The 17,207-nt window shown below is 65.7% G+C and carries 10 protein-coding genes; 8 read left to right on the top strand and 2 right to left on the bottom strand.

All coding sequences use genetic code 11. The annotated features are described in order from the left end of the window. The first annotated feature begins 149 nt into the window (after positions 1-149). From rplK to HRU76_13640, 7 genes are all read left to right on the top strand, one after another. Positions 150-581: a 50S ribosomal protein L11 gene (gene rplK, locus HRU76_13670; GenBank protein ID QOJ18570.1), complete on the top strand. Its 432-nt coding sequence runs from the start codon at positions 150-152 to the stop codon at positions 579-581. Between the two features lie 4 nt (positions 582-585). After that, positions 586-1,260 carry a 50S ribosomal protein L1 gene (locus HRU76_13665; protein QOJ18569.1) on the top strand — a complete coding sequence of 225 codons (675 nt, stop codon included), beginning with the start codon at positions 586-588 and terminating at the stop codon, positions 1,258-1,260. Between the two features lie 51 nt (positions 1,261-1,311). Then, positions 1,312-1,857 (top strand): 50S ribosomal protein L10, encoded by a 546-nt coding sequence (locus HRU76_13660; protein QOJ18568.1) that lies wholly within the window; start codon positions 1,312-1,314, stop codon positions 1,855-1,857. Between the two features lie 129 nt (positions 1,858-1,986). Further along, positions 1,987-2,394: a 50S ribosomal protein L7/L12 gene (gene rplL / locus HRU76_13655; GenBank protein QOJ18567.1), complete on the top strand. Its 408-nt coding sequence runs from the start codon at positions 1,987-1,989 to the stop codon at positions 2,392-2,394. Between the two features lie 371 nt (positions 2,395-2,765). Further along, a complete protein-coding gene (rpoB, locus tag HRU76_13650) occupies positions 2,766-6,578 on the top strand; it encodes a DNA-directed RNA polymerase subunit beta (GenBank protein ID QOJ18566.1) in 3,813 nt (1,270 codons plus the stop codon). A gap of 75 nt (positions 6,579-6,653) precedes the next feature. Beyond that, complete coding sequence (gene rpoC, locus HRU76_13645; protein QOJ18565.1) at positions 6,654-11,018, top strand: DNA-directed RNA polymerase subunit beta'; 4,365 nt, start codon at positions 6,654-6,656, stop codon at positions 11,016-11,018. Between the two features lie 563 nt (positions 11,019-11,581). Further along, positions 11,582-13,966, top strand: a complete 2,385-nt coding sequence (locus HRU76_13640; GenBank protein ID QOJ18564.1) for a S8 family serine peptidase — start codon at positions 11,582-11,584, stop codon at positions 13,964-13,966. 137 nt (positions 13,967-14,103) lie between these two features. Here the strand turns inward: HRU76_13640 and HRU76_13635 are convergent, their stop codons facing one another. Both HRU76_13635 and lysA read right to left on the bottom strand, forming a co-directional pair. After that, positions 14,104-14,565: an SRPBCC domain-containing protein gene (locus HRU76_13635; protein QOJ18563.1), complete on the bottom strand. Its 462-nt coding sequence runs from the start codon at positions 14,563-14,565 to the stop codon at positions 14,104-14,106. 52 nt (positions 14,566-14,617) lie between these two features. Then, positions 14,618-15,919 carry a diaminopimelate decarboxylase gene (gene lysA, locus HRU76_13630; protein ID QOJ18562.1) on the bottom strand — a complete coding sequence of 434 codons (1,302 nt, stop codon included), beginning with the start codon at positions 15,917-15,919 and terminating at the stop codon, positions 14,618-14,620. Positions 15,920-16,046: 127 nt separating this feature from the next. Here lysA and HRU76_13625 point away from each other — a divergent pair, with 127 nt between their 5' ends. Beyond that, positions 16,047-16,847, top strand: coding sequence for a hypothetical protein (locus HRU76_13625; protein ID QOJ18561.1), 801 nt, complete (start codon positions 16,047-16,049; stop codon positions 16,845-16,847). Positions 16,848-17,207: the final 360 nt, after the last annotated feature.

Below are 17,207 nucleotides of genomic sequence, written 5' to 3'. Positions count from 1 at the left end.
CTTGCCCGCCCCTGCCGTCGCGTCTAGACTCATTGCTCATCCCAGACCGTGTGTACCACTGCGTCGGGCGTGCGCCCTTGGCCGGGCCGCCCCAGTCACTCCCGGATTCGATCCGCGAATGACGACGACGGTGGGAGGTAGGAGCACTCATGGCCAAGAAACCCATCGCCAAGCAATTCAAGGTCATGGCCCCCGGGGGCAAGGCCACACCAGCGCCGCCGCTCGGCCCCGCCTTGGGCGCCAATGGCGTCAACCCGGGCCAGTTCATTCAGCAGTTCAACGAGCGAACCAAGGAGTTCGCGGGCAAGGTGGTCGGCTGCATCATCACCGTCTACCAGGACCGCTCCTTTGAGTTCGAGATCAAGACCTCGCCGGCGTCGGTCCTGATCAAGTCGGCGGCGGGCATCGAGTCCGGCTCGGGCAAGCCCAATACCGAAAAGGTGGGCAAGATCACCCGAACCCAGCTCAAGGCCATCGCCCAGGAAAAAATGCCCGACTTGAACGCGGGTTCGGTCGAGGCGGCGATGCGGATCATCGAAGGCACTGCCCGTTCCATGGGCGTTACCGTGGTGGAGGGCTGACAACATGCCACTGACCAAGCGAGCCAAGCACAACGCCCAGATCGCTCCCAAGACGCCCCTGCCCGCGTCCGAGGCGTTCAAGACACTCAAGTCGTTCAAGGGTCCCAAGTTTGATCAGACCGTCGAGGTCTGCTACCACCTGGGCATCGACCCCAAGCAGGCCGACCAGGCGCTGCGAGGCAGCGTGTCCCTTCCGCACGGCGTGGGCAAGACGGCGCGAGTCGTGTGCTTCTGCGGTCCGGACAAGGTGGAAGCCGCCAAGGCCGCCGGCGCCATCGAGGCGGGCGGGGAGGATCTCGTCGAGAAGATCAACGGCGGGTGGATGGACTTCCAGGTCGCCGTGGCCAGCCCGGACATGATGCGGATCGTCAGCAAGCTGGGCAAGGTGCTCGGTCCCAAGGGGCTGATGCCGTCGCCCAAGGCGGGCACGGTGACTCCCGACGTGGTGACGGCGGTGCGCGAGTACGCCGCCGGCAAGGTGGAGTATCGCAATGACGACACCGGCAATGTTCACTGCGTGATCGGCAAGATGAGTTTCCCCGCCGAGAAACTGGCCGACAACTTCAATCACTTCCACCAGCTCATTGAGCGTTCGCGCCCCTCGTCGGTGAAGGGGGTGTACGTGAAGAAGGTGGTCGTCAGCGGCACCATGACGCCCGGCATCCAGATCGCCGTCTAAACGCGCCCGCGGGGCGGCCAACGGCCCCCGCGACGCAGACAGGACTCTCCCATGTCCCGACCCGTCAAGAACCTGATTGTCGATGACTACAAGAAGCGATTCGCCGGCGTGGAGAACGCGCTGGTGATCGATGTCCGCGGCGTGGACGCCAAGACCAACAACGGCCTGCGCGCCGGGCTGCGGAAGAAGAACATCACCGTCACGGTGGTGAAGAACACGCTGGCGAAGAAGGCCTTTTCCGGCACGCCTCTGGCCGCGCTCGAACAGGCCCTGAGCGGCCCCGCCGCCATCGCCTTCGGGGGTGAGTCGGTCGTGGACGTCGCCCGCGAACTCATTGACTGGGCCAAGAAGATTCAGAACCTCACGCTCCGGGGGGCCTGCCTCGACGGGCAGTACTTCGACGGCGACGCCGGAGTGAAGGCCCTGAGCAAGTTCCCCACGCGCGACGAGGCCATCGCCCGCGTCGTGACCCTCGTGCTCTCCCCCGCCGGCAAGGTGGTTGGCGCCGCGAAGGGGCCCGGCGGCAGGGTCATGGGCATCGTCAAAACCATCCAGGAGAAACTGGAGAAGGGCGAGCCGATCGCCGCGACGGGCTGAGCCGCCGCCGGTTCCGACCCCGTCTCTCCTTCCTTTGACTCACGCATTGCATCCGACTGGCCCACGGGTTAAAAGCCGCGAGTGCGGCTCCTCTCGGGTGAATGACCTCTGACACGGAGCACAGCACACATGTCCGAAGGCACCAAGACGTTTGACGCCAAGATCACCGAGCTGGGCGACAAGATCGCCGCCCTCACCCTCAAGGAAGCGGTGGATCTGGCGGACTACATGAAGGACAAGTACGGCATCGAGCCGGCGGCGGGCGGTGCGGTCGTGATGGCCGGACCGGGCGGCGGCGGCGGTGAGGCGGCGGCGGAAGCCGAGCAGACCGAGTTCGACGTCATCCTCGAATCCGCCGGCGACAAGAAGATCCAGGTCATCAAGGTCGTCCGCGAGGCGACCGGCCTGGGCCTCAAGGAGGCCAAGGATCTGGTGGACGGCGCTCCCAAGGCGGTCAAGGAGAAAATCTCCAAGGCCGACGCCGACGCCCTCAAGGCCAAGCTCGAGGAGTCGGGCGCGACCGTCAAGATCAAGTGACCAACGGTCCGACGGCAGCCACCGATCGCGGACCCGCGTGCCTTGTCACGCGGGTCCGCTTCTTTGGGTAACTCATTGATGATACTGAACTTGCATCGAGAGACGCTCATCAGAATCGTGGACATGCAAACCGCGGACCGAACCGGGTGGATTCGTCGAAAAAAGCATGATTTTCTCAAGTTCCCCCTTGACAGTGGGTTGTTTGCCACTCTGGATGGTGGTATACTCCGGGGCTTGGCGGCGGGCCCGGTCAGTGAACCCACAATCCATGTCCATCTGACAGTTCTCGAACCATCGGTGCAGCGAACGACGGTGCGTCATTCGTGCCGGTATCCGTTCCTGCCCGGATGCGCTCCGACTGAGGTGAATTGATGGCAGCGAAGCAAGTGCGCGACTTCTCCAAGCACGGAGATGAGATTCCCGTCTCGAACCTGGATGAGATTCAGAAGGACGCCTACGAGCGGTTCCTTCAGCTGGACCGCGCCTACGACCAGCGCGATGTGACCATCGGGCTGGAGGCGCTGCTGCGCGAGGTCTTCCCCATCGTGTCGTACGACAACACGATGAAGCTGGAGTACCTCCACTACAAGCTTGATGAGCCGCGCTACACCGCCGATGAGTGCCGCGAACTGCGCCTGACGTACGGCCTGCCCTTCCGCGTGGGCGTGCGACTGGTGCGCGAGGGACACAGCGAGATCCCCCAGGAGGACATCTACCTCGGCGAACTGCCCATCATGATGGGCGGGGGCGAGTTCATCATCAACGGCGCCGAGCGCGTGATCGTGAGCCAGCTGCACCGCTCGCCGGGGGTGGACTTCTCGATCGCCTCCTCGATCGCCGACCGACCGCTGCACTCGGCCCGCATCATTCCCGAGCGCGGCTCGTGGATCGAGCTGGAGGTGACGAAGAAGGACTCGCTGACGATGCGGATCGATCAGTCGACGAAGATCGCCGCCGTCACGTTCCTGCGCTGCCTTGATGAAAACTTCTCCACCACCGACAAGATCCTGTCGCTCTTCTACGAGGTGCAGGAAGTCAAGGTGGAGAAGCTGCGTCCGGAGCACTACTCCGCGGAGTTCATTCTTGATCACTCCACGGGCGAGGAGCTCTGCAAGCCGGGCGCGCAGATTGGCGACGCCATCGAGGCCATCCAGTCGAGCGGCATCAAGTCGGTCCGCGCCATCATCAACGCCGCCGATCCTCTGATTCTCAACACGCTGGCCGAGGAGAACCTGGACATCTTCTTCAAGGAGGGCGTGGCGAGCAGCGAGTACGAGGCCGCCCTGCTCAAGATCTACACGCGCCTGCGTCCCGGCAATCCGCCCCAGGTGGACAAGGCCAAGGCCCTGTTCAAGGAAAAGTTCTTCGACGAGAACCGCTACCGGCTGGGCAAGGTGGGGCGCTTCCGCATCAACCGCAAGTTCGACACCGATCCGTCGTACCAGCAGGTCGGCGAGACCGTGCAGCACATCCGCGCCGAGGATTTCCTCGCCGTCATCCGCTACATCCACGACCTGCGGGCCAAGCGCAACAAGGCCCACGTGGACGACATCGACCACCTGGGCAACCGACGCCTGCGCACGCTGGACGAACTGGCCGTGGAGGAGCTGCGCAAGGGCTTCCTCAAGCTGCGGCGCACCGTGCAGGAGCGCATGAGCGTCAAGGATCCGGACGAACTGGCCAAGATCGCCGACCTCGTCAACTCGAAGTCCATCTCCAGCGCCATTGATTTCTTCTTCGGGCGCAGCGAACTGTCGCAGGTGGTGGACCAGACCAACCCGCTATCCATGCTGGTGCATGAACGGCGTCTCTCGGCGCTCGGTCCCGGCGGCCTCAACCGCAAGCGCGCCGGGTTCGAGGTGCGCGACGTGCATATCTCGCACTACGGGCGCATCTGCCCCATCGAGACGCCTGAAGGCACCAACATCGGCCTGATCGCCTCGCTGGGCATCTACGCCTCGATCGACGACTACGGCTTCCTCCTCACCCCCTATCGGAAGGTCGAGAAGGGCAAGGTGTCGGGGCAGGTCGTCCGCCTGCGGGCCGACGAGGAGATGAAGGCCGTCCTCGCCACCAGCGACGTGCTGGACAAGGACGGCAAGATCCGCGGCACGCACGTGCTGGCGCGCGTCAACGGCGACCTGACGCAGGTCAACGCCAACCAGGTCGAGTACGTGGACATCGCGCCCAAGCAGATCGTGGGCATCTCGGCCTCGCTCATCCCCTTCCTCGAGCATGACGACGCCAACCGCGCGCTCATGGGCTCGAACATGCAGCGACAGGCCGTGCCGCTCATCAAAACCGAGCCGCCCTGCGTGGCCACGGGCATGGAGAAGGTCGTGGGGCCGTACTCCGGCATGGTGGTTCGGGCCAAGAACGGCGGCGTGGTCACGTACGTGGACGCCGACCGCGTCATCATCGACAACTCCGACGAGTACGAACTTCGCAAGTTCCGCGGGTTGAATGAGCGCACCTGCCTCAATCAGAAGCCCGTGGTCAAGATGGGTCAGCGCGTCAAGAAGGGCGACATCCTCGCCGACGGTGCGTCCACCGTGCAGGGCGAACTCTCGATCGGCAAGAACGTGCTGGTCGCGTTCAACACCTTCGACGGCTACAACTTCGAGGACGCCATCGTCATCTCCGAGCGCCTGGTGAAGGATGACGTGTTCACGTCCATCCACATCGACGCCTTCGACGTGGAGATCCGCGAGACGAAGCTGGGGCGCGAGGAGTTCACCCGCGACATCCCCAACGTGTCGGAGAAGATGCTGCGCAACCTGGATGAGCACGGCGTCATCCGCATCGGGGCCCGCGTCGGCCCCGGCGACATCCTGGTGGGCAAGGTGTCGCCCAAGTCGAAGTCCGAACTCACGCCCGAAGAGAAACTGCTCCATGCCATCTTCGGTCGGGCCGGCGAGGACGTGAAGAACGACTCCCTCGAGGTGCCCGCGGGCACCGAGGGCATCGTGATCGGCGCCCGTCGCTTCAGCCGCCGCATGCATCTCAATGAGGAGCAGAAGAAGGCCCTGAAGAAGGAGATGGAGGCCTTCGAGCGCGAGATGGACCAGAAGGCCATCACGCTCTTCCGCGAAATGGTGCGGAAGATCAACGAGGTGCTGGAAACGGAGATGGTGGACCCCTCCACCCGTCAGAAAGTCGGCGCATCGGACATTCCCGAAGTCATCCTCGAGCAGATCGCCACGTTCGACCCCAAGTGGATGAAGGGCTCGAAGGAGAAGAAGGACGCGGCCTCGGTCATTCACGGCCAGTTCTGGCCGCGCATTCAGGCGGTCGAGAAGGAGAAGAAGCGGCGCATCGCCCACATGAAGCGCGGCGACGAGCTTCCCACCGGCGTGCTGGAGATGGTCAAGGTCTACCTGGCCACCAAGCGCCACCTGTCGGTGGGCGACAAGATGGCCGGTCGCCACGGCAACAAGGGCGTCATCGCCCGCATCGTGCCCGAGGAGGACATGCCCTTCCTCGAGGACGGTACGCCTGTGGACGTGCTGCTCAACCCGCTGGGCGTGCCCAGCCGCATGAACGTGGGCCAGATCCTCGAAACCCACCTGGGCTGGGCGGCGCAGGTGCTGGGCTTCCAGGCGGTGACGCCCGTCTTCGACGGCGCCACCGAGAAGGAAATCTTCGAGGCCATGGAGGAGGCCAACACCCACGTGCGCCAGCGCCTCAATGAGCACGAGCGCGGCGAGAAACTGCTCGGCGCCCGCGAACTGGCGACCATCATGCCATACGGCGGCAAGGTGCAGTTGTACGACGGTCGCACCGGCGAGCCGTTCCACCAGCGCACCACGGCGGGCTACATGTACCTGCTCAAGCTCCACCACCTGGTGGATGACAAGATCCACGCCCGCGCCACCGGCCCCTACTCCCTCATCACGCAGCAGCCCCTGGGCGGCAAGGCCCGCACCGGCGGCCAGCGCTTCGGCGAGATGGAAGTCTGGGCGCTGGAGGCGTACGGCGCCGCCTACGTGCTGCAGGAGCTCCTCACCGTCAAGAGCGACGACGTGGAAGGCCGCACCAAGATCTACGACTCGATGGTCAAGGGCGTCAACACGCTCGAGGCCGGAATGCCCGTGGTCTTCGACGTGCTCTGCCACGAACTGCGGGGGCTCTGCCTCAACGTCTCCCTGGAGAAGCAGCAGCTCGAGAGCGGCAGTCTCCTCTGACGCGCCGCCCGCTTCAACGGTTCCGACTGACCCATCCCGCGGCTTCCCGGCCGCTGCATGACGAGAACATCACCCATGGCCGAAACCGTCTTTGATCGCGTGAACGACTACGGCTCCGTCAAGATCAACCTGGCCAGCCCCAACGACATCCGCTCGTGGAGCTTCGGCGAGGTGAAGAAGCCGGAGACGATCAACTACCGGACCTACCGGCCCGAGCGCGACGGTCTGTTCTGCGAGCGCATCTTCGGACCGGAGCGGGACTACGAGTGCGCCTGCGGCAAGTACAAGGGCACCAAGTACAAGGGCATCATCTGCGACCGCTGCGGGGTCAAGGTGACGCATTCTCGCGTCCGCCGCAAGCGCATGGGCCACATCAACCTCGCCGCTCCCGTTGTTCACATCTGGTTCTTCAAGGCCCTCCCCAGCCGCCTGGGCACGCTGCTGGACATGAAGACCAGCGACCTGGAGAAGATCGTCTACTTCCAGGACTACGTGGTGACCGACCCCGGCACCACCGAACTCAAGCACCAGCAGGTGCTCACCGAGGACGACTACCGCGCCGCGGTGGACAAGTACGGCTCGTCCTTCACGGCGCTCATGGGCGCCGAGGCCGTCCGCGAACTCATCCAGCAGCTCGACCTGGACTCCCTCTGCGCCACGCTGCGCGAGGAGCTCAACGCCACCCGCAGCAAGCAGAAGATCAAGGATCTGTCGAAGCGGCTCAAGCTCGTGGAGCAGATCCGCGGCAGCGAGAACGATCCGACTTGGATCGTGCTGGACGTCATCCCCGTGATTCCACCCGACCTGCGGCCGCTGGTGCTGCTGGAGTCGGGCAACTTCGCGACGAGCGACCTCAACGACCTGTACCGGCGCATCATCAACCGCAACAACCGTCTGAAGAAGCTGATGGACCTCAACGCGCCCGAGGTCATCATCCGCAATGAGAAGCGCATGCTGCAGCAGGCGGTGGATGCGCTCTTCGACAACGGGCGCTGCCGCCGCCCCGTGCTCGGCTCCAGCAACCGTCCGCTCAAGTCGCTGACCGACATGATCAAGGGCAAGCAGGGCCGCTTCCGCGAGAACCTGCTGGGCAAGCGCGTGGACTATTCGGCCCGCTCGGTCATCGTGGTGGGGCCGCGGCTGAAACTCAACCAGTGCGGACTGCCCAAGAAGATCGCACTGGAGCTGTACCAGCCCTTCATCATCCGCAAGCTCAAGGAGCACGGGCTGGCCGACACCATCAAGTCGGCCAAGCGCATGATCGAGCGCCGCGACCCCGAGGTGTGGGACATCCTGGAGCAGGTGATCCATCAGCACCCGGTGCTGCTCAACCGCGCCCCCACCCTGCACCGCATGGGCATTCAGGCCTTCGAGCCGGTGCTGGTGGAAGGCAACGCCATCATGATCCACCCGCTGGTCTGCACCGGGTACAACGCCGACTTCGACGGCGACCAGATGGCCGTCCACCTGCCGCTCTCGGTCGAGGCCCAGGCCGAGGCCCACACGCTGATGATGTCCACGCACAACATCTTCAGCCCGGCCAACGGCAAGCCCATCATCTCGCCTTCGCAGGACATCGTGCTGGGCGTGTTCTTCGTGACCATGATGCGCGAGGATGACCGGCCCGAGTCGCAGCTCCCCCGCTTCAAGGACGTGCATGAGGCGATTCTCGCCTTCGAGCACGGCAAGATCTCACTGCACGAGCGCATCTCCATCCGACTCAGCCGCTTCGCCGAGGTGGTCAACGAGCAGCGCGAAGCGCCCAAGCCCGCGCCGGAGCATCGGCGCTTCATCACCACGGTCGGAAGGGTGATGTTCTCCGAAATTCTCGCGCCCGGTATGCCGTTCTACAACTGCGCCCTGGGCCAGAAGGGCTGTCAGCGCGTCATCGACGACACCTACAAGCGCCTGGGCCGGCCCGCCACGATCAACCTGCTCGACGACATGAAGGAGATCGGCTTCCGATCCTCCACGGTGTCGGGCGTGTCGTTCGGCATCACCGACCTGCGCATCCCCGAGGACAAGTACAAGCTCATCGACGAGACGCAGAAGAAGGTGGATCGCGTCGAGAAGGCGTACCAGACCGGCGCCATCACCGAGCGCGAGCGCCACAACCAGCTGCTCGACCTCTGGGCCCACTGCCGCGAGCAGATCTCCAAGAAGCTCATCGAGACGCTCAAGAAGGATCGGCGCGACGCGGACGGACGCCCGCTGCCCATCGACTCGGGCCAGGGCGTTCACTACTTCAACCCGGTGTTCATCATGTCCGACTCGGGCGCCCGCGGCAACGTCAGCCAGATGCAGCAGCTGGCGGGCATGCGCGGGCTGATGGCCAAGCCCTCGGGTGAGATCATCGAAACGCCCATCCGCGCCAACTTCCGCGAGGGGCTGAACGTGCTGGAGTACTTCTCCTCCACGCACGGCGCCCGCAAGGGTCTGGCCGACACCGCCCTCAAGACCGCCGACTCCGGCTACCTCACCCGCAAGCTGTGCGACGTGGCCCAGTCCGTGGTCGTCACGGAGCACGACTGCGGCACGTCGCAGGGCATTCCCAAGCGAGCCATCTACAAGGGCGAACAGGTGGACGTACCGCTGCGCGAGGCCATCATCGGGCGCACCTCGCTGCAGGCCATCATCAATCCCATCACCGACGAGGAGATCGTCGCCAAGGGCGGGCTCATCACCGCGGCCATCGCCGCCAAGATCGAGGAACTGGGCATCGACACCGTCTACGTGCGCAGCACGCTGGCCTGCGAGGCCTCGCGCGGGGTCTGCGCCAAGTGCTACGGCATGGACATGTCCACCGGGCAGCTCGTCGAGGAAGGTCTGGCGGTCGGCATCATCGCCGCCCAGTCCATCGGCGAGCCGGGCACCCAGCTCACCATGCGCACGTTCCACACCGGCGGCATCGCGGCCCGCGGCCTCACCGACACCGCCTACCGCGCCTCGCACGGCGGCGTGGTCCAGCTGCGCGACTGCAACGAGGTCGAGGTCGAGATCGACGGCGCCAGCGTGCTCACCTCGCTCAAGCGCAACGGCGAGATTCTCGTGCTGGACGACAAGGGCCGCGAACTCGAGCGATCCAAGGTGCCCTACGGCGCCATCATTCGCGTCAAGCCCGGCGACAAGGCCCGCAAGGGCGACCTGCTGGTCGAGTGGGATCCTCACCGCACGCCCATTCTCGCCGAGAAGTCCGGCATCGTCCGGTTCAAGGACATCATCGAGGGCGAGACCGTCCGCGTGGAGACCGCCAAGGGCGGCACGACCGAGCGCATCGTCATCGAGCACACCGGCGAGAAGCACCCGCAGATCCTCGTCGAGGACGAGAAGGGACAGATTCTCGACTTCCACCACCTGCCCGCCAAGGCCCGCATCGAAGTGCAGGAAGGCCAGACCATCAAGATGGGGCAGATGCTCGCCCGCCAGCCCAAGGAAGTGGCCGGCTCGGCCGACATCGTGGGTGGTCTGCCCCGCGTGACGGAGATCTTCGAGGCCCGCACGCCCAAGGATCCAGCCGTCATGGCTGAGATTTCGGGCAAGGTGGAGCTCCATTCCGACAAGCGCAAGGGCAAGATGACCATCCGCGTCATCTCCGACGCGGGCATCGAGATGGATCACCACGTTCCGCAGGGCAAACACCTGCTGGTCCACACGGGCGACTACGTGACCGCCGGCGACCCGCTCACCGAAGGCCCGCTGGTGCCCGCCGACATTCTGCGCATCAAGAAGGAGGACGCCCTCTACATCTACATGCTGGAGGAGGTCCAGAACGTCTACCGCGCCCAGGGCGTGCCCATCTCGGACAAGCACGTCGAGGTCATCCTGCGTCAGATGCTCTCCAAGATCCGCATCCAGTCGCCTGGTGACACCGAGTTCCTGCCCTACGAGGTGGTGGACAAGGTCCGCTTCCGCGACGCCAACAACGCGCTGGCGTCCAAGGTGCGCATCACCGAATCGGGCGACACCACGCTTCCCGTGGGCGCGCTGGTCACCCGCGACGAGGTCCGGGAGCAGAACGCCGCCGCCGAGGCGGAGGGCAAGCAGCCCGCCAAGTCCAAGCCCGCCAAGCCCGCCACCGGCAAGACGCTGCTGCTGGGCATCACCAAGGCCTCGCTCCAGGCCGAGTCGTTCCTCTCGGGCGCCTCGTTCCAGGAGACCACCAAGGTGCTCACCGAAGCCGCTCTCCGCATCGCGGTCGATGAACTGACCGGGCTGAAGGAGAACGTCCTGCTCGGCCACCTGATCCCGGCCGGCACCGGTTTCGCGCGTCACCAGAATCTCAAGGTCAAGCGCCTGGTGGAGGTCGAAGCGACCGAGGGTGACGAGTCACGCGCCTTCACCGCCGGGGCTGCCGCCGCGGCCGAGGCCCTCGGCGCCGAGCGGGCCGCCAGCGTGGTCGAGGTGATCGGCCAGACGGCTGGCTCACCCGTGACGGATTGACCACCGGCTGCTGTACCCCCATGTCCCTTGAATGAACCGGCTCGATGCTTCGAGCCGGTTTTTCTGCGCCGACCTCTGCTTCGAGGCGGAAAGTTGTCCATCTTCCCACGCGATGACCGCATGAACCACTTCCGACAACCTCCACGCCGGCCGTGAGAGGGTGGGTTCAAGAGGCCGGGTGAGAATTCCAGTCGCTGGCTCTCACGCTTCCGTCCCCCCCGGGGAACGGTGCAACATCGTGCCGATTTGGGCGTTGGACAACCGGATTTCCTGCCGGAGAACGCCCTGACGGGACTCCCTGCAAGGGGACGCCCTTTCGACCTTGGCCACGACTCGATGGAAGGTGACACCACAATCTGGCTTTCCGGGTGGCCTGCGCCCTTGCATGGCGTCCGGAAAGCGTTTACTCTTGTGGTGCCTGCGGACGGGGTCCACCGCGGTTGAGGTACACCCTCATTGCGGGCGGCTCAAAACGACCCGTGTGGATTCTCCGCTCCAACGCCCTCGGAATCCGATAAGAATCGCGTTCCGACCGAATCTCGAACACCTTGGAGAGCAGACCGATGCAACTCAAAGCGCTCCTTTCCGCTTCGCTGATCCTGGCGGCCGGTACGGCCCTGGCGGATCAGCCGCAGCGCATCGCAGCGGTGGGCGATGTGCCCGCCAACCTGATGCCGCGTCACTCGATCGTTCCCAAGCGTCCGATCCTGCGTCGCCCGGCGGTGGGCGAGGCGCGTCTGGCGCTCAAGTTCGTCGACGGCGCCCGCGTTCGGATCGACGGCAAGAACGGGCTGATCTCGCTGGCCGGCGCGGACCTTGGTCCGGTGCGGGCCATCGCCGAGCAGTTCGGGCTGGGCTTCGAGCCGATGTTCCACCTGCCCGCCGAGGTGATCGAAACTGTCGAACGCCGCGCCATGATCGCCAGTGGTCGTCAGCAGCCCGATCTGCAGGGCTTCGTCTTCGTGACTGGCAGCCAGGCGCAGGTGGACGCCGCGGCCAACGCGCTGCACGCGCTGGACATCGTCGAGTTCGGCGAGTACATCCTGCGTGAGGTGGAGCATGGCCCCGGCCCCGGTTCGGTCGCCGCCGACCCCCGCACGCTGGCCGCCGCCCAGCTCACCGCCCGCATGAAGCGAATGCTGGCCCCCACGCCGAACTTCTCGCACCTGCAGAAGCACCGTCTGGGCCTGTTCGTGGATCTCAACAATAACGGCAACATCGAGATCTTCGGTCCCGATATGACGCCGTTCACCGACGACGACGAGTTCTACGGCGGCTTCGAGGTCGATTTCGTCTGGGACACCGCCCAGTTCATGATCGATCAGGGGCTCACCCGCAACTGGAACCGCAACAAGAACGGCGGCATGGGTGATTCCGTCCGCGTTGGCGTGGTGGAGTTCGGCGCGGACGTAGGCGACATTTCCCAGGCGCACGAGGAACTGCGCCACGTCATTCTCGAGCCGCAACAGGTCATGCTGCCCCATCGGCTCGTCAGCCGCGATCACGGAACCGCCACCACCGGCATCATCTCGGCACGCGATCACGGCCTGCCCGGTCCGGACCGGGTCGTGCCCGGAGACGACGCCGAGGTCGGCACCATCGGCATGGTGCCCCGCGCCCAGACGTGGTTCTTCCCCACCGTCTCGGTGACGCAGCCCGGCGGACGGCTCCAGACCGCCATGCTCTCCGCGATTTCCTACATGGATCGCGGCGACGTGCTCAACTTCTCCATCGGCTTCCCCGGTCAGGGTCCGCTTCAGTCCAGCGAGGCGCACGCCATCATTCTGGCCGTCGGCGGCGACCTCGGCATCACCTCGGTGCAGTCCGCCGGTAACGACTGCCTGGACCTTGATGAAGCGGCCTTCTGGCCGACCTTCGAGACGGGCGGCATCGTCGTCGGTGCAGGCATGCCGTACTTCCAAGTCTTCGGCTTCCTTTTCTTCCCGTACTTCCGTCTTGGCTTCAGCAATCACCACCTGAGCCAGAATACGCCGCACGTCTCCGATCGCGTCAACGTGCAGGCGTGGGGCGAGCGCGTGGTCACCACGGGGTACGGCGACCTGCAGTTCATTCCCAACAACCGGCGCCGCAGCTACACCGCCAGCTTTGGCGGCACCAGTTCAGCGGCCCCGATGATCGCCGCCACTGCGGCCGCCATCCAGGGCGTGGCCCGCATGTTCTACGGCGTTCCCCTCTCACCGGCGCAGGTCCGCGGCATCATCTGCGGCGGCGGCATCTGCCAGGAAGGCATCTGCGCTCCCAACGAGACCCTGATCTCCGGCACCGCCGATCCGCCCGAGGGCGATCCCTGCAACCCGCTGACGTACGACCCCGAGGAGGATTCCGAACTGATCGGCTCCTTCCCCGTCTGGTCGGGCGATGACGGCATGTTCCGCGCCATTCTCACCTCGCCATTCTTCGACGGCGGCGAGCGGATTCTCCTGGCCCGCGTGCTCCGCGGCAAGCGAATCTACGGCAACGAGATCGCCATTCGCGCCGCCGACGGCAACGCCCTGGTGGTCGAGTCACGATTCGGTGAGGGCGGCACCACGCAGAACTCGCCGCCCTTCCCGGCGCCGACCTACTTCTTCTCCGGTCAGATGACCGACGTCGGCGTGCAGGCCCTGGTCGGCGACCCGCAGGCCGTCAACTCCTTCGCCATCTCGACGACGCTGCGGACCAACTCCGGCGGCTTCGTGATGCACGGGCTCGAGGCGTGGAACGTGGTGCATGAGCGCTGGGACTGGCTCGGCCAGGTTCAGCTGGGTCAGGCCTATACGACCTCGCAGTTCGCCGCCACGTCGCAGTATCTCAACCGCAGCACCGGGGAGTTGCTCCTGAGGGCCTGGACGCTGCAGATCGGCATCGGCGACACCTACTGGGCCGATTACGACAGCGTGCTCATCAACTCCAGCACCGGCGGCCTTGGCGGCGGCGGCGGGCTCTGATCCGCTCATCCGTCCACCCTCAACGACCCACGCACGGGCCTCCTTCGGGAGGCCCGTTTTCGTGTTCGGATCGTCATCCGGCGAAGTGGCGTCATATCCCCTGTCATGCACGCGACGGATCGCGCAGCCCCCGCGATTCAGATCGGCCGCACCCGCCGCATGTCGTGCCTGGCTTCCAGCACGCAGCGCAGGTTGCACAGGTGCCACTGCCACGTGACCGCCTCCTCGGCCATGGCGATCATGCCCTCGTGCGTCGGCTTGAACGGCCCTTGCCTAAGCGTGACGCGAGCCCCCTCCTCCACCTCGGGCTTCACGGTCCAGTAGACTGGCGCGTGTGTGTCGTCATGAGCGCACAGCCAGTCCCACGTGATCGTGCCGCCGGGGTCGTAGTCGAGAATCGCGATGGTGGTCTTGCGCGTCTTCGCCGCGTCCCACCCCAGCACGATCAGCCCGCCGGGACGCAGGTCAACGCTGGCCGACACCGGCAGCCAGCGCGTCAGCCCCCAGTCGGTCGTCAGGCACGCGAAGACCTCCTCCGGGTGGCAGGCGATGCCTTCGGTCAGCTCCACCCAGAGGCCGTCGTCTTCTTCGTGAATCATGGACGGGTTCCCGGGGCGTGCGTCTGTCGCTCCGTCGCTCTCGTGTTGAATCTCACACCACTCGCGGCGATCGCTCGTGGGCGATCAGGTCATCGTACGTCTCCCGCTCACGGATGACCGTGACCCGCGAGCCGTCCACCAGCACTTCCGCCGGCAGGGGCGAGGCGTTGTACCGGCTGGCCATCACCATGCCATACGCCCCGGCCGTGAACACCCCCAGCAGGTCGCCCCGCTTCACGGGCGGCAGGGGTCGGTCCTGGGCGAGAAAGTCCCCCGACTCGCAGATCGGCCCCACCACGTCCACCGGCGTCAGCCCCCCCATTCCCATCTCCCTGGCGCGTTTCGCGGGCACGTGCTCCGGCGCCACGTTCACCGGCCAGATGAAGTGGAACGAACCGTAGTGGCAGGGTCGGATCAGCGCGTTCATCCCCGCATCGCAGATCACGAACGTCTTGGCGCCCGACTGCTTGATGTACTGCACGCGCAGCAGCAGCAGCCCGGCGTTGGCGGCGATCGTGCGTCCCGGCTCCAGGATGATCTTCAGCCCCTTCGCCACGCGCTCGCGCAGCAGCGGCACGATGCTGGCCGCGTAGTCCGCCGCCAGGGGCGACTGGGCCGACTCGTAGTCCGCGCCGAAGCCGCCGCCCAGGTCGAGCATCTCGATGCGGAAGCCCTGCCCCGTCAGGTCGTCGATCAGGGCGAGCGCCTTGGTGATCGCGCTCACGTACGGATCGATCGAGTACACCGGCGATCCGATGTGCAGATGCAGGGCGGCGAGGCGGCAGTGCGGGTCGCGGCCGAACCGCTGAAAGAACGCCCGCGCCCGCTCCAGGTCCACGCCGAACTTGGTCTCCTTCTTGCCCGTGGAGGTGTAGGTGTGCGTCCGGGGGTCCACGTCCGGGTTGATGCGCAGGGCCGCCCGGCACATCACGCCCTTCTCCCGCGCCAGGCGGCTGATGTTCTCGAACTCCTGCTCGCTCTCGACGTTGAACCAGCCCAGTCCGGCGTCGAGCGCGAAGCGGATCTCCTCATCCGTCTTGCCCACGCCCGCATACACGCACTGGGATGCAGGTACGCCCGCCCGCATGGCGCGGAACAGCTCGCCGCCGCTCACCACATCCATGCCCGCCCCGCGCTCGCCCAGCAGGCGGCAGATGGACAGGTTGCCGCAACTCTTGACCGAGTAGCAGAACAGCGGGTCGAGCGCGGCGAAGGCGGCCTTCAGCCGGTCGTAGTGGTCGATGAGCGTGCGCGATGAGTACACGTACGTGGGCGTGCCCACCCGTGCGGCCAGGTCAGGCAGGGGAACATCCTCGCAGTGCAGCACGCCGCCACGGTGGTGGAAATGATCCATGCCGGTCTCCGAAGGGCGGGATTGTAACCGCCCCCATCGTCGGTCCAGCGGCGCGGCGGCGTGATTCCCGCTACCATCATCTCAGTCGCTCGCCGCCTTCGCCCGCGCCGCCACGCTGGAGCATCCCATGACTCGCCCCTCCCGCCGCCTCCCACGCACCGGCTTCACCATGGTCGGCGTGCTGGTGACCATCATCATCATCGTCATCCTCTTCGCGCTGGCCATGCAGGCCGCCAAGCAGGGCCTGGGCGGCGGCGGAACCTCCATCGAGAAGAACCAGGTCTCCACCCACGTGGACCGCGAGAACCTGCGGCGCATCTACCAGGGCATGGCCGTCTTCGCCTCCAGCAACGACTTCATCTACCCCTCGCCCACCCAGATCGCCCAGAGCCGGGACATCTCGCTCAACACCTCGGCCAACTTCTGGTCATCGCTCATCGCCCAGGGCATCGTCGCGCCGCAGCAGTTGATCTCGGAGAACGAGCGCAACTGGAACGTCATCCGCGAGTGCACCACCTACAACGTCGAGTCCTACAACCCCGCCCGCGGCCTCTACTGGGACACCAGCTTCAAGGCCGACCTGACGAGCGAGTCCAACGTCTCCTTCGCCCACCTGGTGCTGCACGGCGAGCGCTTCCGCCAGCACTGGAGAATGGGCGGCGACGCCTCCACCGCCCTCTTCGGCAACCGCGGCCCCAAGGATGGCGCGCCCAACCCCGGCTCACTGGCCGTGGACAGCGGCTCGGGCGCCTGGCGCGGCAACGTGGTCTTCGGCGACGGGCATATCGAGTTCCTCACTGTTCCGTACTACTCCGGCCGCGCCAATGACAACCTGTTCATGGTCGATGACGGCCCCAACGGACGCGACTCGATCCTCGGCTTCACCGCCCGCGTGTGGAACGGCGGGTTTGATCTGCAGTGGGACTGAGTCCGAATCGTCCGCGAATGGACGCGGATGGAAGGGATGGGGTGAGGCGGGGCACGGGTGATTCATGTGGAATCCGCGCCTGGCCGCGTTCGAGGCGCTGCGGATGCTTCCGCGAACCCCGCTTCATCGAACGCCGCCTGGGACGACGAATCGACGCTCCGGCACGTTGCCGGAACGCATGTCCTTCCACCCGGTGCGCCTCTCCCCCGTTCCGGAGCGCCGTGGAACCGCCCATCCGCGCTCCGGGGGCGTCCATTCGCGCATCGGATTCCCCGGACTGCGTTCCTCGTCCTGGCGGCCTGCCCGTGGATCGCCGGGTCCGGCCCGCGGTAGGATGGTGCGGGTCATCGCCTGATGCAC

The sequence above is a fragment of the Phycisphaeraceae bacterium genome, assembly GCA_015709595.1.
Classification (GTDB): domain Bacteria; phylum Planctomycetota; class Phycisphaerae; order Phycisphaerales; family SM1A02; genus CAADGA01.
Note: the sequence above shows the minus strand (reverse complement) of the source record. Positions and strands in the feature narration are given on the sequence as shown.